16 protein-coding genes are annotated in these 21,302 nt (G+C 73.5%); 5 read left to right on the top strand and 11 right to left on the bottom strand.

What is annotated here, in order from left to right; translation table 11 throughout:
* Positions 1 to 263: 263 nt before the first annotated feature.
* The 6 genes from HUV60_RS20570 to HUV60_RS20545 form a co-directional block, all read right to left on the bottom strand.
* A complete protein-coding gene (locus HUV60_RS20570) occupies positions 264 to 1,238 on the bottom strand; it encodes a cation diffusion facilitator family transporter (protein ID WP_257848720.1) in 975 nt (324 codons plus the stop codon).
* A gap of 145 nt (positions 1,239 to 1,383) precedes the next feature.
* Positions 1,384 to 2,535 carry a mannose-6-phosphate isomerase, class I gene (manA, locus tag HUV60_RS20565; RefSeq protein ID WP_257848718.1) on the bottom strand — a complete coding sequence of 384 codons (1,152 nt, stop codon included), beginning with the start codon at positions 2,533 to 2,535 and terminating at the stop codon, positions 1,384 to 1,386.
* Between the two features lie 160 nt (positions 2,536 to 2,695).
* Positions 2,696 to 3,823 carry an SIS domain-containing protein gene (locus tag HUV60_RS20560; protein WP_257848717.1) on the bottom strand — a complete coding sequence of 376 codons (1,128 nt, stop codon included), beginning with the start codon at positions 3,821 to 3,823 and terminating at the stop codon, positions 2,696 to 2,698.
* Positions 3,824 to 3,903: 80 nt separating this feature from the next.
* Positions 3,904 to 4,074 (bottom strand): Trm112 family protein, encoded by a 171-nt coding sequence (locus HUV60_RS20555; protein WP_078878367.1) that lies wholly within the window; start codon positions 4,072 to 4,074, stop codon positions 3,904 to 3,906.
* A 656-nt stretch (positions 4,075 to 4,730) separates the two neighbouring features.
* The gene (locus HUV60_RS20550; protein WP_257848716.1) at positions 4,731 to 6,095 is read right to left on the bottom strand and encodes a phosphomannomutase/phosphoglucomutase; all 1,365 of its coding nucleotides are present in this window, start codon (positions 6,093 to 6,095) and stop codon (positions 4,731 to 4,733) included.
* A gap of 313 nt (positions 6,096 to 6,408) precedes the next feature.
* Positions 6,409 to 6,876: a DUF3499 domain-containing protein gene (locus HUV60_RS20545; RefSeq protein WP_443047359.1), complete on the bottom strand. Its 468-nt coding sequence runs from the start codon at positions 6,874 to 6,876 to the stop codon at positions 6,409 to 6,411.
* Between the two features lie 265 nt (positions 6,877 to 7,141).
* Here HUV60_RS20545 and HUV60_RS20540 point away from each other — a divergent pair, with 265 nt between their 5' ends.
* Positions 7,142 to 7,591 (top strand): metallopeptidase family protein, encoded by a 450-nt coding sequence (locus HUV60_RS20540; protein WP_257848715.1) that lies wholly within the window; start codon positions 7,142 to 7,144, stop codon positions 7,589 to 7,591.
* Positions 7,592 to 7,615: 24 nt separating this feature from the next.
* Here the strand turns inward: HUV60_RS20540 and HUV60_RS20535 are convergent, their stop codons facing one another.
* The 3 genes from HUV60_RS20535 to HUV60_RS20525 form a co-directional block, all read right to left on the bottom strand.
* Entirely contained in the window at positions 7,616 to 9,223 is a 1,608-nt protein-coding gene (locus tag HUV60_RS20535) for a DUF5719 family protein (RefSeq protein ID WP_257848714.1), read from the bottom strand.
* On the bottom strand, positions 9,220 to 13,023 hold the full coding sequence (locus HUV60_RS20530; RefSeq protein WP_257848713.1) for a glycosyltransferase: 3,804 nt from the start codon (positions 13,021 to 13,023) through the stop codon (positions 9,220 to 9,222). The genes HUV60_RS20535 and HUV60_RS20530 overlap by 4 nt, the downstream gene beginning before the upstream one ends.
* A 230-nt stretch (positions 13,024 to 13,253) precedes the next feature.
* Positions 13,254 to 13,517: a WhiB family transcriptional regulator gene (locus HUV60_RS20525; RefSeq protein ID WP_003975777.1), complete on the bottom strand. Its 264-nt coding sequence runs from the start codon at positions 13,515 to 13,517 to the stop codon at positions 13,254 to 13,256.
* 802 nt (positions 13,518 to 14,319) lie between these two features.
* Here HUV60_RS20525 and HUV60_RS20520 point away from each other — a divergent pair.
* The 4 genes from HUV60_RS20520 to HUV60_RS20505 all read left to right on the top strand — a co-directional run bounded on the left by HUV60_RS20520 (position 14,320) and on the right by HUV60_RS20505 (position 18,501).
* Positions 14,320 to 14,907, top strand: a complete 588-nt coding sequence (locus tag HUV60_RS20520; RefSeq protein ID WP_257848709.1) for a cysteine dioxygenase — start codon at positions 14,320 to 14,322, stop codon at positions 14,905 to 14,907.
* Between the two features lie 54 nt (positions 14,908 to 14,961).
* Positions 14,962 to 16,008: a 2-phospho-L-lactate transferase gene (locus tag HUV60_RS20515; RefSeq protein WP_257848708.1), complete on the top strand. Its 1,047-nt coding sequence runs from the start codon at positions 14,962 to 14,964 to the stop codon at positions 16,006 to 16,008.
* Entirely contained in the window at positions 16,005 to 17,354 is a 1,350-nt protein-coding gene (locus HUV60_RS20510; protein ID WP_257848707.1) for a coenzyme F420-0:L-glutamate ligase, read from the top strand. Before HUV60_RS20515 ends, HUV60_RS20510 begins: the two co-directional genes overlap by 4 nt.
* A 112-nt stretch (positions 17,355 to 17,466) precedes the next feature.
* The gene (locus HUV60_RS20505; RefSeq protein WP_257848706.1) at positions 17,467 to 18,501 is read left to right on the top strand and encodes a DNA-3-methyladenine glycosylase family protein; all 1,035 of its coding nucleotides are present in this window, start codon (positions 17,467 to 17,469) and stop codon (positions 18,499 to 18,501) included.
* A gap of 99 nt (positions 18,502 to 18,600) precedes the next feature.
* On the opposite strand, the gene HUV60_RS20500 is transcribed toward HUV60_RS20505, so the two are convergent.
* Positions 18,601 to 19,683 (bottom strand): NDP-sugar synthase, encoded by a 1,083-nt coding sequence (locus HUV60_RS20500; RefSeq protein WP_257848705.1) that lies wholly within the window; start codon positions 19,681 to 19,683, stop codon positions 18,601 to 18,603.
* Between the two features lie 132 nt (positions 19,684 to 19,815).
* Positions 19,816 to 21,291: an N-acetylmuramoyl-L-alanine amidase gene (locus HUV60_RS20495; protein WP_257848704.1), complete on the bottom strand. Its 1,476-nt coding sequence runs from the start codon at positions 21,289 to 21,291 to the stop codon at positions 19,816 to 19,818.
* Positions 21,292 to 21,302: the final 11 nt, after the last annotated feature.

Here is a 21,302-nt window from a genome sequence, read left to right as displayed (position 1 = left end):
AACCGCCCGACCGCCATCAGCAGCGACGTCTGGCTCCCTCCCAAGCTACACCGCCGGGCGGGGCCGTCCCCAGCCGGTTGCCGAACACATCAGGCCGAACACGGAGGGCGATGACACGTGGGGCGGCGAACGGCAGGCAACGGCGGGCAACCGTGGTGAACAGCGCGGAACGGACACGACCACCGGGGCCGGGGGTCGTCACCGGTCGGTGGTCGTGGCCGATCAGGGGGTGCGCCGTCCGGCAGGGCCGGACGGGCGCGGGCTCAGTGCTCCGTCGGTGCGGGGCCTCCGGGGCTGGCTGCGGCGTCGGCGCCCCTGGCGGCCTCGGTCTCGCTGTAGATGTCGGGCTCCAGGTAGATCACACGGGCGATCGGGACGGCCTCGCGGATGCGGGACTCGGCGGCGTCGATGGCGGCGGCGATCTCCGTGGCCGTGTCGTCGTGCCGTACGGCGATCTTCGCGGCGACCAGCAGTTCCTCGGGGCCGATGTGGAGGGTCCGCATGTGGATGATGCGGGTGACGGTGTCACCGTCGACGACGGCGGCCTCGATCTTCCGGGTCTCCTCGGCGCCCGCGGCCTCGCCGAGCAGCAGCGACTTCGTCTCGAGTGCGAGGACCACGGCGATCAGGATCAGCAGGACGCCGATGCAGAGGGTGCCGATGCCGTCCCAGACGCTGTCGCCGGTGAGCAGTGCCATGCCGACACCGCCGAGGGCGAGGACGAGGCCGACGAGGGCGCCGAGGTCCTCCAGGAGGACGACCGGCAGCTCGGGAGCCTTGGCGTGGCGGACGAACTCCTTCCAGGAGCGCTCGCCGCGTACCGCGTTGGACTCCTTGATGGCCGTGCGGAAGGAGAAGGTCTCGGCGATGATCGCGAAGACCAGGACGCCGACCGGCCAGTACCAGTGGTCCAGGTCGTGCGGGTCCTTGATCTTCTCGTAGCCCTCGTAGAGGGCGAACAGGCCGCCGACCGAGAACAGCACGATGGAGACGAGGAAGGCGTAGATGTAGCGCTCGCGACCGTAGCCGAAGGGGTGCTGCGGAGTGGCCTGCCGCTTGGCCCGCTTGCCGCCGACCAGCAGCAGGGCCTGATTGCTGGCATCGGCGACGGAGTGCACGGATTCGGCGAGCATCGACGAGGAGCCGCTGAAGAGATACGCCACGAACTTCGCTACCGCGATCGCGGCGTTGGCGGCGAGTGCCGCAACGATCGCCTTGGTGCCGCCTGACGCGCTCATGTGTACGCGTTGTCCCTTCGTACGCCGTTGACGGGCCCGGGCCGGCGTCTTCGTACGCCGCCCGGGGTGCTGGCCGTCCTGTAACGGGGGGACATTGTTGCAGCCCGATCGGGATGCGGTGTGTCAGAGCGTCGTCGTCGGCCGGTCAGACGACGACCGTGGCCCTGAACAGGGTTCCGGTACCGGACACTTCGGCCTTTTCGCCTGCGGGAACGAACACGGAGGTGCCCGGGGACAGTTCGTGCTCGCCCGCGCGTGGGGAGCCGGTGGTGCAGAGCAGGATCTGGGGGGCGGCCCGCGTGAGGTCGCGGGTGGTGCCGCCCGGGGGCAGGACGTACCGGGAGAGCCTGAACTCGTCGACGGGGGTGTCGTAGAGCTCCTCGCCGTCGGGTGCGGCCTCCGGGCGCAGCACTCCGGGGTCACCGGCCTCGAAGCGGACGATGCGCAGGAGTTCGGGGACGTCGACGTGCTTGGGGGTCAGTCCGCAGCGCAGCACGTTGTCGGAGTTGGCCATGATCTCGACGCCGAGGCCGTTCAGGTAGGCGTGCGGGACGCCGGCGCCGAGGTAGAGGGCCTCGCCGGGCTGGAGCCGGACGTAGTTGAGGAGCATCGCGGCGATGACGCCGGGGTCGCCCGGGTAGTGGTGGGCGATGGCGGCGTACGGGGTGTGGTCGCCGCCGAGGCGGTCGCAGGCGGCGGTCGCCTCGGTGACGGTGCGGGCCATCTCGTCGCGGTCGGCGGTGAGGATCGCGGTGAGGACCTCACGCAGGGCCGCTTGCTCGGGGTGCGCGTGCAGCAGGTCGACGTACGGCTTGAGGGAGTCCACGCCGAGGGCGTCGAGCAGTCCCGCGGCCCGCAGCGGGGGGCGGAAGCCGCAGAGGCCGTCGAAGTCGGTAAGGGCGCAGATCAGTTCGGGCTTGTGGCTGGCGTCCTTGTAGGTGCGGTGCGGGGCGCCGGCGGGGACGCCGCGTCGCTCCTCGTCCGCGTATCCGGCCTTCGCCTGGTCCAGGTCGGGGTGGACCTGGAGGGACAGGGGTGCGCCGGCGGCGAGGAGCTTGAGGAGGAAGGGCAGGCGCGGGCCGAACTTCGCGACCGAGGCCGCGCCGAGCTCCCGCTCCGGGTCGGCGTCGATGACCTCGGCGAGTGTGCCCCGGCCGGTGCGCGAGGGCGCGCCGGGGTGAGCGCCCATCCACATCTCCGCCTGCGGCTCGCCGGTCGGTTCGACGCCGAGGAGCTGGGCGATGGCGGTGGTGGAACCCCAGGCGTAGGGACGGACGGTGTTGTCGAGGCGGTCCATGGGGTTCTCTCCGGGTCGTTCGGCAGGGTCTCGGCGGAGGACGGCGGGGCGGCGTGCGCGGTGGTACGTGCGTGCGCGGTGGTACGTGCGTGCGCGGCAGACCCGGCGCCCTCAGAAGTCCTGGTCAGAACATCCGCGCCGACCCTGTCCCCCCGCATGATCAGGCTCTCGAGGTGAGCGCCAGGTAAACGGCTGCGAAATCCGTGACGGCGATCAGTTCGGCGAGGGTCTCCAGTTCGCCGCCCTCCTCCGGTTCCAGTTCGCTGATCGGTGTGTCGTGGCCGAGGGCCAGCTCACGGGCGGCCGGGGCCGCGGTGAGGCCGCCGATCGGGCGGTCGCGGAGCAGCACCACGCGCGCGTGGAGGGCGGGAGTCTCCTCCACGCGGTCGCGGAAGAAGTCGTCCGGGTCGGCGCGGCCGGCGAGCGGGCCTGCCAGCAGGGCACTGTGCGAGCCGAGTGCCTCGGGGAGTTCGGCGACGACGGCGGGGGCGCCGGACAGTTCCGCGAGTGCGGCGGCGAAGCGGCGGCCCGCCGGGCCGGCCGAGGCGCCCTCGGTCCACACGACGGGGAGCGCGTCGGCGAGTTCGGCGGCCAGGGTCTTGGCGGGGTTGCTGTAGGTGGCGATGGCCGGGCCACAGCGTTCGGCCATGCGGTCGAGGCGGTCGGCGACCTTCTCCAGGACCTCCGGCGGGGCGGTGAGCAGGCCGGCGCGGTCCAGGAGCGCGAGCAGCGGGGTGAGCAGCGCCCACAGGACTCCGGGGGCGGAGGCGGCGGGCTCCTCGTCCTGCTCGTAGGACGCGATCGCCATGGGGACGAACAGGCTGTGGGAGCTGCTGACCGTCTCGGCGAGCGGGGTCCGGGCGGGGGCCACGGCGACGACGGTGCAGCCGCGGCGGTAGGCCTGCTCGGCGAGCAGGGACAGGCCCGGCTCGGTGCCGTCCGGGGTGGCGATCAGGAGCAGGTCCACGGAGCCGGCCCAGCCGGGCAGCTCCCAGCGCAGCGCGCCCGCGGCGGGGGCCACGCCGGTGGGTGCGAGCCGGGTGACGGGGCTGCCGGCGCCGGCGAGCGTGCCGAGGAGGTCGGCGGTCTGGGTGGCGGCCGCGCCGGGGCCCGCGATGAGGACGGCGCGGGGACGGCCGTCCGGTTTGAGGTCGTGGACACCGGCCTCGGCGGCGTACCGCGCGGCGGTGCGGACACGGGCGCCCGCCTCGGCCGCGCCGCGGAGCAGTCCGCGGCGGTCGGCCTCGGCGAGGCCCTCCGGTGAGTCCAGCAGCGATTCGTCGAGCATGGGGCGGCAGTCTCCGATCGGCGGGGCGTCGGTACGCGGGGCGGCGGATCCGCTGGTGCGCAGGGCCGCCGGATCGTCGCTTACGCGGGGCGGCGGGCCTCGTCGACGAGGAGGACGGGGATTCCGTCGCGGACCGGATACGCCAGGCCGCACTCCTGGCCGGTGCAGATCAGCTCGTTGTCCTGCTCCTTGAGGGAGGAATGGCAGGCCGGGCAGGCGAGGATCTCCAGGAGGCCGGTTTCCAGCGGCATGGGGTGGGTTCCCTTCGGGGCGGGCGTTTGCGGATGTGCCTGGTCAGGGTACCGCCGGTGGGGGCACTGCGGGCGGGCGGCGGGGGGTGTGCCCGGCGCCCCGGTCCGGCGAGGGGTGCGGTGGCCGCCGGCGCACCCCCTGACGTGCCCGTCCGTGAGAGCCGGCCCCGGGCCGCGGGCCTTCGGGCGCGGGCCCGCCCGGCGCGGACCGTCGCGGTTTCGGGCCGGAAGCCCTCTGACACGGTGCCCGGGACCGCTGGGGTCTGTCCGGCGGGTCGAGCCGGAGGTGACCGGCGGCGTCTTCCCGGCGGGGTGAGCGGGGTCCGGTGCGTGCGACCGCAGGGCGGAGGAGTGCGTCGACGCGACGGGCCCCTGCCGCACACGGGCCCCGGCGACCCGGCCGCCGTCCCGACCAGCCGCACGGGACGGACGTGTGACGGGCCGTACGGGGCTCTGCCGCACACGGGCCCCGGCGACCCGGCCGCCGTCCCGACCAGCCGCACGGGACGGACGTGTGACGGGCCGTACGGGCCCCTGCCGCACACGGGCCCCGGCGACCCGGCCGCCGTCCCGACCAGCCGCACGGGACGGACGTGTGACGGGCCGTACGGGGCTCTGCGCCGGCCGCGGGGCCGGCCCCGGCTCCGCCTCGGGTGTCAGCCTCTGATGATGGCCAGGGCCTCGTCGCGGATTCTGGCCATGGTGGCCTGGTCGCGGGCCTCCGCGTTCAGGCGGAGGAGGGGTTCCGTGTTGGAGGGGCGGACGTTGAACCACCAGTCGGCCGCGGTGACGGTGAGACCGTCCAGTTCGTCCAGGGCGATGCCGTCACGGTCCTCGTACGCGGCCCTGATCGCGGTGAGACGGGCCGCCTGGTCGTCGACCGTCGAGTTGATCTCGCCGGATCCCGCGTAGCGGTCGTACTGGTCGACCAGGGCGGACAGGGTGCCCTGCTGGCCGCCGAGGGCGGCGAGGACGTGCAGGGCGGCGAGCATGCCCGTGTCGGCGTTCCAGAAGTCGCGGAAGTAGTAGTGCGCCGAGTGCTCGCCGCCGAAGATCGCGCCGCTGGTGGCCATCTCGGCCTTGATGAAGGAGTGGCCGACGCGGGTGCGTACCGGCGTGCCGCCGTTCTCCTCGACGACCTCCGGCACCGACCAGGAGGTGATCAGGTTGTGGATGACCGTGCCCTCGCCGCCGTTGCGGGCGAGTTCGCGGGAGGCGACCAGGGCGGTGATCGCGGACGGGGAGACCGGCTCCCCGCGCTCGTCGACGACGAAGCAGCGGTCGGCGTCGCCGTCGAAGGCCAGGCCGAGGTCGGCCCCCTCCTCACGGACCCGCCGCTGCAGGTCCACGAGGTTGGCCGGGTCGAGCGGGTTGGCCTCGTGGTGGGGGAAGGTCCCGTCGAGTTCGAAGTACATCGGGACGACGGTGAGCGGCAGGCCGGCCAGGACGGTGGGGACGGTGTGCCCGCCCATGCCGTTGCCCGCGTCGACGACGACCTTCAGGGGCCGGACGGAGACCAGGTCGACGAGGGAGCGCAGGTGTGCCGCGTAGTCGTCCAGCGTCTCGCGCCGGGTGACGGTTCCCGCCGTGGCGGCCGGCTCGGGGGCGCCCGACTCGCTCCACTTCTCGACGAGTTCGCGGATCTCGGTCAGGCCGGTGTCCTGGCCGACCGGCGCGGCGCCCGCACGGCACAGCTTGATGCCGTTGTAGCGGGCCGGGTTGTGCGAGGCGGTGAACATCGCGCCGGGCAGGTCCAGTGTGCCCGAGGCGTAGTAGAGCTGGTCCGTGGAGCAGAGGCCGATCTCGGTCACGTCGACGCCCTGTGCCGCGGCGCCGCGGGCGAAGGCGCCCGACAGGCCGGGCGAGGAGGGCCTCATGTCGTGCCCGGTGACGATGGCGCTCGCGCCGGTCACCCGCGCGAAGGCGGCACCGAAGAGTTCGGCCAGGGACTCGTCCCACTGGTCGGGGACGACCCCGCGTACGTCGTACGCCTTCACGATCTGTGACAGATCAGCAGCCACGGCCAGCCCTTCCGGAGGTCCTGTCGGTCACCACAAACTACCCGCAGAGGGTGACACTGCGCTGCGGGCGGTCCATGGTGAGCGACGGACGCGGGGCAGGGCAGCATCCGTCCGAGGACGAAGGCGCTCTGCCCCGCCACGATCAGGCATGGGCGTGCGGGGCCCTGCTTTCGGGACGGGCGGGGCCGGAGGGAAGGAAGGTAAGGAAGGTAAGGAGCGGCATACCCGGACAACCGACGCGGCCATGTGAACGGCCCCGCAGGCGAGGGCTGTTCACGGAGCAGGTGTCAGCGCCGGCGCACGTCGTCCGGCGTCAGCTCTCGGGAGAGCGGAGCACGCGCAGGTGGCCGCGCCGCGCGACTTCCATCGGGTCCGCGCCGCGCCCGCCGCCGGCCGCCCGTTCCTGGGGCCGGGCCGCTTCGCGCACCGCGTCCGCGAGCGCTTCGAGATCGTCCCCGCTGGGCCGCGCCGGGGCCGAACCGTCGAGTAGACGGACGACCTCCCAGCCGCGCGGTGCGGTGAGGCGCTCGGAGTGCTCGGCGCACAGGTCGTAGCAGTGGGGTTCGGCGTAGGTGGCGAGCGGACCGAGGACCGCGGTCGAGTCGGCGTAGACGTACGTCAGCGTCGCGACGGCGGGACGGCCGCAGGCGGTGCGCGAACAGCGACGTACAGGGCTCACGATGTTGGACGGTACCGCACTCCTGAGCGGGCCGCGATGACTCCCCGTCCGCGCACTCCCCCGTGTCGTGGCCGGAAATACCCCACACGCCCCCGCCGGCACACGCCTTTGACCTGCTCCGACACTCGCATTCGGAACATCCTCGGATTCCGCCCCGGTCACCACTTGGTACAAATACTGTCGAATGCCTTGAGATCACCGATGCGTGAACGATGTGGAATCCAGTCGAACCTTGGCCGGAACGGTCGTACGAGGGCGCTGTGGGGGAACCGGGATCCGAAACGGGCCGGGCCCCGTGCGAGACCGGGGCCCGGAAGCCGTGCGGGGGCCGGGCGCGTCGGACCGGCGGAGACTACGCTTCACCGTGATGGACACCCCTGTGACGCCCCGTGCCGCCGACCGCGGGCCCCGCCGTCGTGATCGCCACGGTCGGGGCATGCGCGGGCCGATCGCGCCTCCCCAGGTGCCGCTCGCCGCCAGCCGCGCGGAGACGTTCGCGGATCTGGTGCAGGACTCCGTGGAGCGGCTGGAGCGGCGGTGGCCGCAGCTGGCCGACATCGACTTCCTCGTGCTGGAGGTCCCGCGCCTGGACGCGCCCGGAGCGGGATGGAGCGACGAGCCGGTGCCGCTGGGCGGCACCGTGCCGAACCGCGAGGGGCGCCCCGCGCGGGTCGTGATCTATCGCCGGCCGGTGGAGATCCGCACCAAGGGGCGCGACGAGCGGGCGGCGCTGGTCCACGAGGTCGTCGTGGAGCAGGTCGCCGAGCTGCTGGGACTGACGCCGGAGACCGTGGATCCCCGGTACGGCGAGGACTGAAGGCCGAAGGCCTGCCTGCGGCCCCTACTTCTGCAGGACCGACAGGTCCTCCTCCGTCTGCGGCACCGCCACCATGCCCCGGTCGTCGGGGAGGGTCTGGACCGTGAAGGCCGGGACGCCGTCCTTCGTGGCGGTGAGGGTCCGTGAGGCGTAGACAGGTGTGTCGTCCGACTCGGGCTCGACCGTCAGCGCGTACGTGCCCTCGACGTCGTCCGGAACCGGAACCTCGATGTTCCGGGTGGTACCGGCCTTGAGCGTGTACGTCTCGGTCACCGGCGTACCTCCCTCGCTGCCCCCGGAGACGGTGACCTTGACCTTGGCGGCACCCTCGGGCGCGGTCACGGCGAGGGTGCTGCCCTTGGCCGTGTTGTCGACGGACGTCGCCCGCACCCCGACCTCACGGGCCGCCGGGACGAAGGCCGACTCCTGACTGCCCCCCTTGCCACGCAGCACCCGGACGGCCGCCACGACGGGCACCGGGCCGTCCGTCGGCGTGAGGACCAGGGAGCCCGCCTCGCCACGCGTGACGTCGCCGAGGTCGACGGCGGTCGTCATGCCGCCCTTCACGTGCACCGTCTCGTTGCCGGCCGGTGTGATCAGCCCGGAGGGCGACGCGAGCTGCACCTTCAGGTCGGCGTCGACAGTGCCGGGGGTGAAGGCGATCAGGCGTACGGCGGTGGCGTCCTCGGGAATGCCGGGCAGGACGAGGCTGCCCGCCGGGTCGGCCGACGCGGCCAGCCAGTCACCGCCGAGAGAGTCGTCCAGGGCCTGTACGGCCGCGCCGACCCGCCCGCTGCGGACGACGACATGGACCGTCGCATCGGTCTGCTCCTCGTCGGTGAGCGTGGACAGCAGCACCGGTTCGGAGGAGTGCGGCCTGACCGTGACGCCCTCTCCCACCGTGGTCTCGAGGGCGCCGTCCTTGCCGTAGACCTCGATGTCCACGACGGCGGCGGAGTCGTCGGGGTTGGTCAGGTGGACGTAGTCGGTGCGCTCGGCCGCGGTGCTCGCGCCGGGGAACCAGAACTCCGTGTCCGGGGCGGAACAGTTGACGCCCTGCAGCCCCCGACCGGTGCCCGCGGCGACCTCGGTGGTCTGCTGCACGGTCCAGCCGGGGGCGAAGCGGCCCTCGGCGGTACCGGCGAGCGCGGGTGCCTCGCCTCCGGGAACATCCACGGTGACCGGCTTGCCGGGCTCCTCCTTGTGCTCCAGCACCGGCTTCCCGGGCTTCGCGGACTCGGTGTCCTTCTCCCCGCCGCCGTCCTCTGCTCCCTCCGCAACCTCTTCGTCCGCGCCTTCCGCGCCTTCCCCGCCTTCCCCGCCTTCCTCGCTTTCCGCGCTTTCCGCGCTTTCCTCCGCGGGTCGTCCCGTGGCGGCCGGCTGGAGCTGGGCGCTGCCCTCGCTCTCCGTGCCCTTCGTGACAGGCGTGAAGGACGTGTACGTCGTCTCGGCGAGGTCGGAGCCGCTGGGCGCCGGACACAACAGGCTCGAGCGTTCCACGGGCAGGTGGGCCGCCGCCGTCGCGACACCGTCGTCCACGGCCGTGGGGTCCGGCGCGGTCAGGACGGCGAAGCCGGTGACGGCGGCGAGTGCGGTGGCCCCCGCGATCAGGGACAGGGTGGTGCGGTTCACTGCTGGCTCCCGTCGGGACGCTCACTGCCCGGCTGGGGGCGGTGCGGCTGCTCGGAGTCGTACGACGCGTCGTAGCCCCGCGCGTAGGTCTGGTCGTAGCCGTCGTAACCCTCGTGGCCCTGCCCGTACGCCGACGGGTCGTACGCGCTCGGGTCGTACTGCGGCTGCTGGGGCGCGCCGTCGTAGGCGTACGGGTCGTACCGACCACCCCGGCCGGCCTGGTACGGGTCCGCCTGGTACGGCTGTCCGTAGCCGTCCGTCGCGTACTGCTGGCGCTGCTCCTGTTGCGACGGCGGCTGCTGCTGTCCCTGCGGGTACGGGGCGGCGGCGGTGTAGGCGCCGTCGTACCCGGGGTTCGGATCCGGTTCCGGGTAGCTCGACGTGTCCCATTCGTCGTAGGGCCGCTGCTGCGGGACGGCCGCGGGAGCCGGCTCCCGCGGGACGTCGAACTCGTCGTCCGCCCTCTCGGTCACGCCGTCGTCCGCGCCTGCTTCCCCGGCGGCGACCGCGGCTTCCGCATCCGCCTGGGCGCGCAGGCGTCGGGCGCGGCGGCCGTCGCCGGCGAGCGCCTCGGCGGGGACGGCCGGCTCCTCGGGCAGGTCGTCGTCGACGTCGCGGCGCCGGCCGGGCAGCGCGAGCACGACGAGGACGACGGCGAGCAGCCCCTGTGCCCACAGCCACACGGTGTGGGTGACCGGGTCCTCGTAGGTGACGGCCAGCTGTCCGCCGACGGCCGGGAGCCGGAAGCCCTGGGCCCAGCCGTCGACCGTGGTACCGGTCAGCGGTTTGCCGTCGAGGGTGGCGGTCCATCCCTCGGCCGCGGCGTCGGCCAGGCGCAGGACGCGCCCCTCGGCGCCGTCGGGGATCTCGGTGCTGATCCCGACCGGTCCGGCGGCCACGGCCTGTGGCTCGCCCTCGCCGCCCTTCCCGGGGACGATGGTCGCGCGGGCCACGTTCTGGTCGACGCGCCACAGCGCACCGCCCGCCTGCTGGCTGAGCCGGGTCAGGCCGGGCGTGGCGTCCAGCACGCGGGTGACCTCGCGGGGCGCGCCCGGGTGGACGAGGACGTAGCGCACCGCGAATCCGCCGAGCTGGTCGGCCTGGTCGGCGCCGGAGCCGGCGACGAGATGGGCGACGATCTTGTCGAGCCCGGTGTTCACACCGCTCGCGGCGGCGATCTCGGCGTCACCCATGCGGGCACCGGAGCCGCGGACCAGTGCGTAGTCGACGCGGGCGGCGGAGCCGCTGTCGAGGACGAGGGTGCGGGCCTGGTCGCGGGTGCCGCTCTCCTCAGCGACGAACGCGGGCACCTGCACGGGGTCGCGCCGCTCGAGCGGTCCGTCGGCGCCGCGGAGCACCCAGCCGGCGGCGGCCAGCAGCGGGCCGACCGCGCAGGCGAGGGCGACCAGCACGGCGACCGGCTGGCGCCAGCCGAAGCTCTGCTCGGCGACGCGCGCGCGGGCTCCGTCGGCGCCGAGCGTGGCCGCGGCCAGCAGGGCGATGCCGTAGACGAGAGTCGCGGGCCCCGCCCAGGTGGAGCCGTTGGACAGGACCGCGAAGACGAGTCCGACCAGGGCGGCCGTCCAGGCGGCGCGGATGGCGAGGAGGCGCTCGGAGCGGAGCAGGGCCGCGAGGGCGGCGAGCACGATGCCGACGAGCACCGGTCCGCCGACCGCGCCGGGACCGCCGGGGCTCGCGCCGAGCAGGTCGAGGGCGGAGGCGGCGGAGGCGCCGTACTCCAGGCCCGCCTCCTGGAAGAAGCCGAGCGGGAGCAGCGACAGCGACCAGGGGGCGAGGACCAGCAGCGGAGTGCCGAGCTGGGCCAGGAAGCGGAGTCCGTGGGCCAGGAGGTCGGACCTGCGCAGAGCGAGGACGCCGAGGCCGAGGAACAGGGCGATGGGCCACACGATCGGGGTGAACGCGGTGGCGAGGGTGAGCAACAGCGCGTACGCCCAGGTCGCGCGCCAACTGCCCCGGACGCCGGGGTCGCCGGTGAGTCCGCTCGCGGCGATGCCCGCACGGGCGATCAGCGGCAGCAGCACGGCGAGGACGGCGGTGCCGATCCGGCCGCCGGCGAGGGCGCCCGCGACAGCGGGCAGGAAGGCGTAGGCGACGGCGGCCCAGGCGCGCAGCAGCCGGGACTCGACGAGCGGGCGGGAGGCGAAGTAGGCGGTGAGGCCGGCCAGCGGCACCGAGCCGATGAGCAGGACCGTCACGGCGAGCCCGGTCGAGCCGAGCATCAGGGTGGCCAGGGACGCCACGAGGGCGAGGTAGGGCGGTGCGGAGCCGGTGCCGCCGGCGCCCACCGCGTGCCAGGCGTCCGTGTAGCGCGCCCACAGATCGCCGGAGCCTGCGGGAGCGGGCAGCAGGGCGCCGCCCGCGAGCGCGCCGCTGCCGAGGAGGGTGCGGCAGGCCGCGAGGGAGACGAGCAGCAGGAGCAGGAAGAGCACCGGGCCGGGCTTGCGGGCGATCCGCTTGAGCCGGGCGAACCGCTCGACCTCGATGAAGTCGGCGTCGTCCCCGCCGGGTCCGGACTCGACGGCGCCGCCGTGCCGTCCGGCACCGGTGGTGATCTCGGGGTCGGAGCGGCCGACGAGGCTGCTCGCGGCCTGTTCGACGGTGACGCGGACGGTCGCGCCGGGGGGCGGGAACAGCGCCCGCAGTTCGCCCTTGTCGATCTGCGGGCTGCCGCGGCGGCGCCGTCCGGCGAGGATGCGTTCGGGCCGCAGCAGGGTGCCGACGAGGCCGCGTATCTCGTCGACGGCCTGCCCGGGGACCTTCCCGACGAGGTAGGCGAAGGTCCGCAGCACGGTGCCGAGGACGAGCCGCAACAGCACCCAGGGCAGCGCCGCGGTACGGGTGTTGACGAGCAGGGTGTGGACGGCGCCCGCCTTGTCCACCTTGTGCGGGGAGGCGGCGGTGCGGCCCACGCAGTCGACGGCGCGGCGCTCGCGGGAGGCGGCCTCGGCGTGCCGTACGACCGCGTCGGGGGCGACGAGCACACGGTGTCCCGCCGCGTGCGCGCGCCAGCACAGGTCGACGTCGTCCCGCATCAGCGGCAGGTGCCGGTCGAATCCGCCGAGTTCGTCGAAGACGTCGCGGCGGATCAGCATGCCGGCGGTGGACACCGACAGGACGGACCGGACCTGGTCGTGCTGTCCCTGGTCCTGTTCACGGCGGTCCAGGCCGGTCCAGCGGCGGCCGGAGTCGGCGATGGAGACGCCGACCTCCAGCAGTTGCCTGCGGTCGTACCAGCCGCGGAGCTTGGGGCCGACGACGGCGACGTCGTCCCGGCCGAGTTCGTACTCGTTCTCCACGACGCCCAGCAGCCGGGCCAGCGCGTCGGGTTCGGGGGCGCAGTCGTCGTGCAGCAGCCACAGCCACTGCACCGGTTCCCCGTGCGGGAGGTCGGGCAGGTCGTACGCGTCGTCGTGCCAGCTGCGCGTGACCGGGTCCCAGCCGCTGGGCCGCTTCAGGTAGGGCAGGTCGTCCGGGGTGAGGTCCGGCGCGGCACGGTGGCACTCCTCGACGGCCTGGCCGAAGCCGGTGCGCCGGGCGAGGTGCAGGACGTGGTCGTCGCCGAGGGCTTCGGTGACCAGTCGGGCGGAGTCGTCCGCACTGCCGGTGTCGGCGCCCATGGCGAACTGGACGGGGCGTTCCTGGCCGAGTAGCCCGGCCAGCGCGTCGGGCAGCCAGCGGGCTCCGTCGTGGGAGACGAGGACCGCGGTCACCACATGACGCGGGAACTCTGGTGCGGCAGCGGCGTCTTGGCGGGCTGCCGGGTGACTGTGCACGGACATCGAGGTACGGGCCCCGGTTCAGTGGACTGTGGGGGACGCCCGTGCCCGGTGGGGGCGGCGTGGCGTCTCGGACGAGCGACCACACTATCGGCTGGGCAGCAAGACGGCCCGCCACCTGTGGACAACCCGCACGTGACGGGCCACGAGCGAACCATGCGCACACTCCGGCCATCTGGCGCACGAACGGACAACGCGCGCATACGGGCGTGATGTGCGCTGCGTGCCACCCCTCAGACGGCGGCCTTCTTCAGCCGGCGGCGCTCCCGCTCGGACAGACCGCCCCAGATGCCGAAGCGCTCGTCGTTGGCAAGGGCGTATTCGAGACACTCGGAGCGGACTTCACAGGCGAGGCAGACCTTCTTGGCCTCCCGGGTGGAGCCACCCTTCTCGGGAAAGAACGACTCGGGGTCGGTCTGGGCGCACAGCGCGCGCTCCTGCCAGCCGAGCTCCTCGTCCGCGTCGTCGACCAGCAGTTGCTGCACCAGCTCCGTCATGTGCGCCCCTCGTCCGTCTTTCACGTCCCCGTGATGCTGCCGTTACCGATTCCGGCCGAACGACACGAGTGAAATTACAAGTGCGCCGATCCGGGCGAGTCAAGCCGAGATCTGCTATTGGCCCCCTTATTCACTCTGCGGAACCAAGCGCAAGCCGAAAGTGTTCAAATCGCCATAAATATTGACACACTGATGGACCCTCAGGCCAACCCGCCCCGCGCGGAGCCTCCGCAAAGGAGGACGCCCGGGCGATCGGCCCCGCTGGCCCACTCACGCCACAGCGGCCCGGATCACATTCGGATCACAGGACTGCAACGGCACTTGCGCGCCCGACCGTGTGCCCCTTGTGTCCCCGGAACCCCGTGAGCAAACCTTTCGCCTTGCGGGTGAACCTGATGGGGTGAACCGTGTCCCACGATCCGGGCATCGAGTTGACACCGGAGATCTGAACCGTTGTCCTTGTGGACATGCTCGCGAACCTGGCACTCGCCTCGACCCGCTCCACCGGGTCCCTCGGTGCTGCCCTCGCTCGCTGTAGCTGTCGCTGTTCCGGTTGTTGAGCCCAACGCGCTCCGGCCCTCCTTCGAGTCACCCTCGACTCGACCGCTGTCTCCTCCGCTCCCATCAGGGCACTTTCCGCCGCCGTCCGTGACCCGGACATACGCGGCACGTCGTCTGTGACAGGCCGGTTCTCCGCACGGCCCCGCCGACGGCCGCACCCTCTGCCTCCCGATTGTTTTCCCGCCGCTCCCACCCTCCCCACCCTTCCCGACCGCTTCTCCGCCGAGGAACCACCGCATCCATGAACAGCGACAGTGACCTCCAGATCGCCGGCGACATCCTCGAAGTACCGCACCTCCTGCAGGCCCCGCGCGAGCACCCGGCGACCGTCGCCGAGTTCGTCGGCCTGGCCCGCTCGCTCGCCGCCGACCGGTCCCAGTGGGAGCACCTGGTGCGGTACGACGCGCGCAGCCGCTGGTACCACCGGCTGCGCGCCGTTCCCCGGGCTCCCGGCTCCGCCCGAGCAAAGGAGCCCCTCATCGGCTACGAGGTGTGGCTGCTGTCCTGGGTGCCCGGACAGGGCAGCGGACTGCACGACCACGGCCGTTCCTTCGGCATCCTGACCGTCCTGGACGGCTCCCTCACCGAGCGCGCCGAACGCGGCACACGCACGCTGACGACGGGCACCGAGCGGGTGTTCGCGCCGGGCTACGCGCACGAGGTCGCCAACGACACGCTGGAGCCGGCGGTCAGCCTGCACGTGTACTACCCGGGCCTGACCGAGATGCCGATGCACCCGACCGCCCTGCACTGCGAGGCGCGGGCGGAGCCCCGGACGCCGGACGCCCGGCACGTCGCCCCGCACGCCCCCGCCCGGCCGCCCGTGTGACGGACCGGCCTGCACGGTGCCACGTCCCTCCCGGCGACTGACAGACTGTTTCCCATGCGCATTGTGGTTCTGGCAGGCGGCATCGGCGGTGCCCGTTTCCTGCGTGGTCTGAAGCGGGCCGTGCCGGACGCGGACATCACGGTCATCGGCAACACCGGGGACGACATCCACCTCTTCGGGCTGAAGGTCTGCCCGGACCTCGACACGGTGATGTACACCCTCGGCGGCGGCATCGACGAGGAGCGGGGCTGGGGGCGGACCGACGAGAGCTTCCGGCTCAAGGAGGAGCTGGCGGCGTACGGCGTCGGCCCGGGGTGGTTCGGGCTCGGCGACCGGGACTTCGCCACGCACATCGTGCGGACGCAGATGCTCGCCGCCGGCTATCCGCTGAGCGCGGTGACCCAGGCCCTCTGTGAGCGCTGGCAGCCGGGCGTCCGGCTGATCCCGATGACCGACGACCGCGTCGAGACGCATGTCGCCGTCACCCTGCCCGACGGCGACCCGGCAGCGGGTCCGTCGGCCGGGTCCGGGACCGGGGAGAACCCGCCGGATTCCACGGCAGGCTCCGCACCGGGTTCCGGTACGCGCCGGGCCGTCCACTTCCAGGAGTACTGGGTGCGACTGCGGGCGTCGGTCCCGGCCGAGGCGGTCGTGCCGGTCGGCGCGGAGCAGGCGAAGCCGGCGCCGGGGGTGCTGGAGGCGATCGCCGCGGCCGACGTGATCCTCTTCCCGCCGTCCAACCCGGTCGTCTCCGTCGGCACGATCCTCTCCGTACCCGGCATCCGGGAGGCGATCGCCGAGGCGGGCGCGCCGGTGGTCGGCCTGTCGCCGATCGTCGGCGACGCGCCCGTACACGGCATGGCCGACAAGGTGCTCGCGGCGGTGGGCGTGGAATCCACGGCGCGGGCGGTGGCCGAGCACTACGGCTCGGGCCTGCTGGACGGCTGGCTGGTCGACACGGTCGACGCCGCTGGTGCGGAGCACGTCGAGGAGGTGGGCATCCGCTGCCGGGCCGTACCCCTGATGATGACCGACGCCGACGCCACCGCGCGGATGGCCCGGGAGGCGCTCGCTCTGGCGGAGGAGGTGCGGGCGGTTTGAACGGCGCACGTGCGCAGGACGGCGTACCCGGGGGTGGCGCGGCGTCCGGCGGCTACCGGGTGTGGGCCGTCGCGGGGCTGCCCGAGGTCCGGCAGGGGGACGATCTCGCGAAGCTGATCGCGGCCGCGGAGCCGGGGCTGGCCGACGGGGATGTGCTGCTCGTCACCTCCAAGATCGTCTCCAAGGCGGAGGGCCGGATGCGGGAAGCAGCCGACCGGGAGGCCGCGATCGACGCGGAGACGGTACGGGTGGTGGCCCGGCGCGGCCCTCTGCGCATCGTCGAGAACCGGCAGGGCCTCGTCATGGCCGCGGCCGGGGTCGACGCCTCCAACACGCCCCCCGGCACGGTGCTGTTGCTCCCCGAGGATCCGGACGCGTCCGCGCGGGCGATCCGCGAGGGCCTGCGGGACGCCCTCGGGGTCACGGTCGGCGTGCTGGTCACCGACACCTTCGGGCGCCCCTGGCGGGCGGGACTGACGGACGTCGCGATCGGCGCCGCAGGCATCCATGTCCTGGACGACCTGCGCGGTGGAACGGACGCGTACGGCAATCCGCTGGGCGCCACCGTGGTCGCCTCCGCCGACGAACTCGCCGCGGCGGGCGACCTGGTCAAGGGCAAGGCCGCGGGCCTGCCGGTGGCCGTCGTACGCGGGCTGCCCGCCCTGGTGGCGGCCGACGGCGAGCATGCCGGGGGTGCACGGGCCATGGTCCGCGACTCCCGCGACGACATGTTCCGGCTCGGTACGTCGGAGGCGGTACGGCAGGCGGTGACCCAGCGCCGCACGGTGCGGGCCTTCACCGACGAGCCGGTCGACCCGGGGGCGGTGCACCGCGCGGTGGCCGCGGCCGTGACGGCTCCGGCCCCGCACCACACCACCCCGTGGCGGTTCGTCCTGCTGGAGTCGCAGGACTCCCGGACCCGGCTGCTCGACGCGATGCGGGACGCCTGGATCGCGGACCTGCGCCGGGACGGCAAGTCGGAGGAGTCCGTCGCCAAGCGGGTCCGCCGCGGCGATGTCCTGCGCACCGCGCCCTGCCTGGTCGTGCCCTGCCTGGTCATGGAGGGCTCGCACACCTACGGGGACGCGCGGCGGGACGGTGCGGAGCGGGAGATGTTCGTGGTCGCGACGGGTGCCGGCGTGCAGAACTTCCTGGTCGCCCTGGCCGGTGAGCGGCTGGGCTCGGCCTGGGTGTCATCGACGATGTTCTGCCGGGACGTGGTCCGCGAGGTCCTGGACCTGCCGACGGGCTGGGACCCGATGGGCGCGGTGGCGGTGGGCCACCCCGCCGGGGAGCCCCGGCCGCGGTCGGAACGGGACGCGGACGCGTTCATCGCCGTGCGATGAACGGACGGCGATGAGCCGGACGGGACGCGCGGGGCACCTACCCTCGTAAGCACCCCGCCTTCCCCCGCCTCCGCACCATTCCCCCTTCGCCCCTACCCCCCGGGATCCCTCCGTGGCAGGACGCTTCGCTCCCCGGCCCACCCCCCGGCCTGTTCCCCGTCCCGCTCGTACGACCGTGCGGGACGGGCGGGCCGTCGAGCCTGCGGGGGTGCCGCGGCAGGCACCGGCCCCGGCCGTCCCGCCCTTGGTCCGGACGTGGGTACCGGACGGACCGCTGGACCTCGGGCTGGTCCTCGGGCCGCTGCGGCGCGGGGCCGCGGACCCGACGTTCCGCACGCTGCCGGACGGTTCCGTGTGGCGGACGAGCCTGACACCCGCCGGGCCGGGCACGCTGCGGGTGACGCGCTACGGCGGCGAGGTGCGGGGCGAGGCGTGGGGTCCGGGGGCCGGGTGGTTCCTGGACCGGTTGCCCGACCTGCTCGGCGCCGCCGACGACCCGGCCGCGTTCGTCCCCCGGCACAAACTGCTGGCGCTCACCCGGCACCACCGGCCTGGGCTGCGGCTGGCCCGGACCGGGCTGGTGCTGGAGTCGTTGATCCCGTCGGTCCTGGAGCAGAAGGTCACCACCGGTGAGGCGTACCGGGCGTGGCGGCTGCTGGTCCAGAAGTACGGAGGGCCGGCCCCCGGGCCCTCACCCGAGCGGATGGCGGTGATGCCGTCGCCCCGGACCTGGGCGCTGATCCCCTCCTGGGAGTGGCACCGGGCCGGTGTCGACGACAAGCGTGCGTCCGCGGTGCTGCGGGCGGTGCGGGTCGCGGCGCGGCTGGAGGAGGCGGCCGGGATGACTCCGGCGGCGGCGAGGAGACGACTGGAGCTGGTGCCGGGCATCGGGCCGTGGACGTCGGCGGAGACGGTGCAGCGCACTCACGGCGCGCCGGACGAGGTGACCACGGGGGACCTGCATCTGCCGGGCATCGTGGGGTGGGCGCTGGCCGGGAACCGGGACGCGGACGACGCGGTGATGCTGGAACTGCTGGAGCCGTATGCCGGTCAGCGGCACCGGGCGGCGCGGCTGATCCTGCTGAGCGGACGGACGCCGGCACGGCGGGCACCGAAAATGCCCCGCTGGGACATCGGACGGCTGTGAGGCCCGGGCCCCTCAGCCGTCCGATCCCCCTGCCCCTGCCTCCTACCCCCTGTCGCCTGTCACCTGTCGCCTGTCACCTGTCACCTGCCCACGCCTCGGCTACTCGTCCGAGGAGAACCGCACCGACCCCGCCGGGATCCGCGCGTCGCACCAGACCCTGACCCCGTCCCGGAGTTCGTTGCGGGCGCCGACGACCGCGCCGTCGCCTATCACCGTCCCGGTGAGGACCGACCGCTCCCCCACCCACGCACCCGTGCCGATCAGTGAGTCGGTGACGACCGCGCCGGGTTCGATGACCGCGCCCGGCAGGATCGTGCTGCCGAAGACGCGCGCGCCCTCCGCCACGAACGCGCCCTCGCCCACCACGGTCCCGCCCGCCAGCTTGGCGTCCGGTGCCACCCTCGCCGTCGGCAGGACCAGCCGGTCGCCGCCGCGCCCCGGGACCGCCGGGGACGGGGCGCGGCCCAGTACCAGGTCCGCGGAACCCCGGACGAAGGCCGCCGGGGTGCCGAGGTCCAGCCAGTACGTGGAGTCGACCAGGCCCTGGAGATGGGCTCCGGCCGTCAGCAGCCCCGGGAACGTCTCCCGCTCCACCGACACCGGCCGGCCCGTGGGGATCGTGTCGATGACCGAGCGGCGGAAGACATACGCCCCCGCGTTGATCTGGTCGGTGACGATCTCCTCGGGTGTCTGCGGTTTCTCCAGGAACGCCAGGACGCGGCCCGTGTCGCCGGTGGGGACCAGGCCGTACGCCCTCGGGTCCGTCACCTTCGTCAGGTGCAGCGAGACGTCGGCGCCCGTCGTCTCGTGGGTGTGTACCAGCGCCCGGATGTCCAGGCCCGTGAGGATGTCGCCGTTGAAGATCAGCACCGGTTCGTCGGGGCCGGAGTGCAGCCGGGAGGCGACGTTGCGGATGGCACCGCCGGTGCCGAGCGGCTCCTCCTCCGTCACGTACTCGATGTGCAGCCCCAGCGACGCCCCGTCGCCGAAGTACGGCTCGAAGACCTCGGCCAGATAGGACGTGGCCAGGACGACGTGCTCGACGCCCGCCGCTCTCGCTCTCGCCAGCTGGTGCGTGAGGAAGGGCACTCCGGCCGCCCGGACCATGGGCTTCGGTGTGCGCACCGTGAGCGGGCGCAACCGTGTGCCCTTGCCGCCGACCAGGAGGATCGCTTCTGTCACCTGTCGTCTCTGCTTCCTGCCGGGGCCGGCCGAACTGTCTTTCGGCCGGCCAGTGTGTGCAGACCGTCGCACGGCGGTTTCGACGGCGGTGTCTCCGGCAGCAGGGAACGCGGGCCAGGCGGTCCGCCGCTCTCAGCGGCCCTGGTAACCGGCCGCCGCGGAGCGGACGACGCCGAGCTTGTCGTAGAACTTCCCCCCTGGGCACACGGTGTTGAGCCCGTCCCGGTGACCGGAGATCACGTTCAGTCGCACCTCCGTGCCTTTTGCGTAGAGATTGCCACCGTCGGACGTCAGGTATGTCTTCGCGCTCGGATCCATACCGTGCAGTCCGAGCTTCCAGGCGGTGAGCTGGGCGACGCCCGTCACCGGGGCGGTCGGCGGACTCGTGGTGTCGAAGGTGCCGAGAACCGCCACGCCCATGGTGCTGTTGTTGAATCCCAGAGTGTGGGAGCCCAGGACCGGGTGGGCCACTCCCCCGGCCCGCCCCTCGTAGATCTTCCCGCACTTGTCGACGAGGAAGTTGTAGCCGATGTCCCGCCAGCCCATGCTCCCCGTGTGGTAGCGGTAGATACTGCGGATGACGGAAGGAGCCTCTGCGCACGTGTAGTTGTTGCCGGAGTCACTGTGGTGCACGAAGGCCGCGCCCACCTTGTCGGTGTACACGAACGTCTTCTCCCGCAGGCTCTCGTCCGCGCCCCACCCGCTGCGCGTGACGATGTCGGGCCGTGGGCCGATGTGCGGATCCGTCTGCTGTCCGGCCGTTCCGGTGCCGCGCAGGACGTGGTACTCCTCCTCGGTCTCCGCCCGGGTCAGCGCCGGGATCCCGGTGGCCCCCAGGGGCACGAGCGGGGCGTTGGCGGCGGAGGCGGCGGTCGCCTCGGCACTCATCGCACCGGTTCGGGGAGCCTCCGCCGCGGGGCCCGCCGGGCCGTCGGCGGGGTTCTCGTCGGGGCTCTCGGCAGTGCCGTCCTCGGGCGGGGCGTCCTCCCCCGGGTCGACGAGTTCGAGGCGCATCCCGGGCGGGAGGAGCGGGGCGGGCTTCCCGGCGCCTTCCTGGCCCCCTTCCCCGGCGGGGGAGCCGGTGGGCTCGGAACCGGCCTTCGGCTCCGCGTCCGGTCCGGTCTCCGCCCGGACCCGGATCTCCACGCCGTCCGACCCGCCCACCCACAGCGGTGCGGTGGCACCGCGGACCCGGCCCGAGGCACGTTCCGCGGTCCCGGGGTCGGCCGCGTGGTCGGCGTTGCGGGTCTCGACGTCCTGCCAGCCGGACCATGCGCCGGTGTCCGCCGCGCGGGCGCGGACCTGGACCCGGCCGTGGAGTTCGGCGTCGGGGTCGTCCCAGACGACGCCGACGAGGGAGAAGTGCCGTACGGACCGCGGGGCCAGGCCGAACGTGGCGGCGCCGGCGGCACGGTCGGGTTCGAGGGGCTGCAGGGGCAGCGACTGGGTGCTGCCGGGGGTACCGGACCCGGTCGTCATCGCCGCGCGGGTGACCGCCGGCGCCGTCCGGCCCGGGCCCGCGTCCGCTGCGACGGCGGGCGGGGCGAGAGGCAGGGCAAGTACGGCCGCGCAGGTGACGCCGACGGAGGAAGCAAGAGTTCTACGCATGCCCCTGAGCT

It is taken from the genome of Streptomyces sp. KMM 9044 (assembly GCF_024701375.2).
In the GTDB taxonomy this organism is placed as follows: Bacteria; Actinomycetota; Actinomycetes; order Streptomycetales; family Streptomycetaceae; genus Streptomyces.
The sequence above is the reverse complement of the archived record's forward strand: the minus strand, read 5'-3'. Positions and strand labels throughout refer to the sequence as shown.

Coding starts and splice junctions, on each gene's coding strand:
- HUV60_RS20540 (WP_257848715.1), top strand. CDS start 7,142: ATGGACACCCCTGTGACGCCCCGTGCCGCCGACCGCGGGCCCCGCCGT.
- HUV60_RS20560 (WP_257848717.1), bottom strand. CDS start 3,823: ATGCTCGACGAATCGCTGCTGGACTCACCGGAGGGCCTCGCCGAGGCC.
- HUV60_RS20495 (WP_257848704.1), bottom strand. CDS start 21,291: ATGCGTAGAACTCTTGCTTCCTCCGTCGGCGTCACCTGCGCGGCCGTA.
- HUV60_RS20515 (WP_257848708.1), top strand. CDS start 14,962: ATGCGCATTGTGGTTCTGGCAGGCGGCATCGGCGGTGCCCGTTTCCTG.
- manA (WP_257848718.1), bottom strand. CDS start 2,535: ATGGACCGCCTCGACAACACCGTCCGTCCCTACGCCTGGGGTTCCACC.
- HUV60_RS20530 (WP_257848713.1), bottom strand. CDS start 13,023: ATGTCCGTGCACAGTCACCCGGCAGCCCGCCAAGACGCCGCTGCCGCA.
- HUV60_RS20555 (WP_078878367.1), bottom strand. CDS start 4,074: ATGCCGCTGGAAACCGGCCTCCTGGAGATCCTCGCCTGCCCGGCCTGC.
- HUV60_RS20570 (WP_257848720.1), bottom strand. CDS start 1,238: ATGAGCGCGTCAGGCGGCACCAAGGCGATCGTTGCGGCACTCGCCGCC.
- HUV60_RS20520 (WP_257848709.1), top strand. CDS start 14,320: ATGAACAGCGACAGTGACCTCCAGATCGCCGGCGACATCCTCGAAGTA.
- HUV60_RS20525 (WP_003975777.1), bottom strand. CDS start 13,517: ATGACGGAGCTGGTGCAGCAACTGCTGGTCGACGACGCGGACGAGGAG.